Source organism: Paraburkholderia sp. 31.1, assembly GCF_014397645.1.
Classification (GTDB): Bacteria; Pseudomonadota; Gammaproteobacteria; order Burkholderiales; family Burkholderiaceae; genus Paraburkholderia; species Paraburkholderia tuberum.
On sequence record NZ_VZQN01000140.1, the window covers coordinates 1 to 1,896 of the forward strand.

Below are 1,896 nucleotides of genomic sequence, written 5' to 3' on the forward strand. Positions count from 1 at the left end.
CAGGCTGCGGAACGGCTGCGGCGCTTTCTGGGGATTGCTTGTCATGTTGCTCCCGGCGATGCCTCGTGGTGGATTGATGATCGAAGTTTACTTTTACCCGGGATTGCATCAACATCGGAAATAATTAACTCAATAAGTCTAGGTTATGCGGATCAGGGATATTGAAGTGTTCAGGGCGGTCATGAACGCAGGAAGCACGAGCAAGGCGGCGGCCCTGCTCGGCATTTCGCAACCGGCTGTTAATATCCAGAAACACCCAATCCGCGGAAATCGTAGAAACGATTCGCGAAGTTGCTACGGCGCGACATCGCGTCTGATGGCGAAGGTCACCGTGCCCACGTGCATGGAAAAATTAACGACAGCACCGAAGTGCAAGCGACAGCCCTGTGACGGCGCCAATCGCAACGGAAGCGGGCAACAGAAGTGGATCGGGAAATGGAAGCGGAATAATCGCGAATGATGTCGACTTTTAAAAAATTCACATCGCGCTATTGGCCTTCTGATACCTTCGGGCCTGCATCAAACGCTTCGCCACCTACTCATGATTCGACTGCACGCACGATATGACTGGACCATGATCGCTCCAGTCTCTAGAACCATTCCTTGCTAGCGTTGAAATCACTTGAGCAGTATCTGACGGTAGGCATTGCTGATGCCGCATATCGTTTGGCACACGTATAAATTGAATGTCAGATATTGAAAAGTAGCTGATGCTGACGATAGTCTCCCATACGCGTATCGGAAGCGCTGTGCCATTCGCATGACCACGCCACTGCCCACCTGTGTCCGCATATGTGTGGAAGCAGTTATCCTCCGGGATTCTTCGTTGTGCGCAACGCGACGCGCTTTATACAGCAGTCCAGACACTTTGCTGGGAACCGCGACGCATTGAGCAGAATGCCGTCTTTGCTCTCACACTGAAGGAACCTTGCACGGAAGTCGTGACGGATGAGCCATCCGCGTCTCGCCATTCGCAAGCGCGTCGGCGTGCATTCGCCGGACCTGCGTTTCTGATTGGTGGGGTCGCCGTATGCGCGTGGATCGCGCTGGGTCATCCTCCGCTACGTGAATCCTGGTTTCAGGCTGATGTCGTCTCTGACCCGGCCAGGCAGCGAGCGGTGGCGCCCCGCAAACTCCTCAGCCAGTGCAAAGTCCCGCAGCCGCGCAGCACGGCGCTACCCGTGGCGATTGAAACGCATCGCATGCCTGCGCGGGTCACGATGAAAACGAAGGTCGTTCGCGCCGGACCACAACCGGTTGGCAACGGCACGTCTGACGTGTCACGCAAACATCGACAGCATGACCGTCAGGCAGCGCCGCACACATGGCTACCGTCGGATTCGATGGGCGGGCAAACCCGCCTCGAGGCCGCGCATCGGCCGCACGCCCGTGATCGCGCCGCGGATCGACACCGGTGGGCACTACCGTCGATGAGCGGCGCTAACCAGGATGCGTCGTTTGGACATTGGCCCGACGAACGACCCGCCACTGCGGTGACACGAGGATTGACAGCCGCCCCCAACCCGGATGCAACCGACTGGATGAACCATATCGTGCAGCGCCGAATCACAGACGTAGCCGAACAGCTTTCCGGGTCCAGGTAGCGTTGCCAGGCCCGTGCTCTCAGAGCGTTCCGTCGCATAACGAGCTGATGGCGCGCGTCGCGCGCAGAGTCCGCGACAGCCCGCCGATGCAGGGCCGGCTTCAGACCAGACGCAAGGAAACGCGCCCTGCTCCGATCCGAAGTCCTGGCCGATGCTGCTCTAGCAGGAATGGCACTTACTTAAGCCTACATGGAGGAGAAGACGCGGGTAAGTGCTTGAAGAGAAAGGGAGGGGGCTGATCCAGGGATTGATACGATGGTTGTTACCAGGCAAACACCGTCTCATTCCAAAG

At 57.8% G+C, this 1,896-nt stretch carries 1 pseudogene; it reads left to right on the forward strand.

The annotated features are described in order from the left end of the window. Window positions 1-145: 145 nt before the first annotated feature. Window positions 146-244: pseudogene (locus F6X37_RS35630) on the forward strand (LysR family transcriptional regulator); the annotation flags it as partial. Window positions 245-1,896: the final 1,652 nt, after the last annotated feature.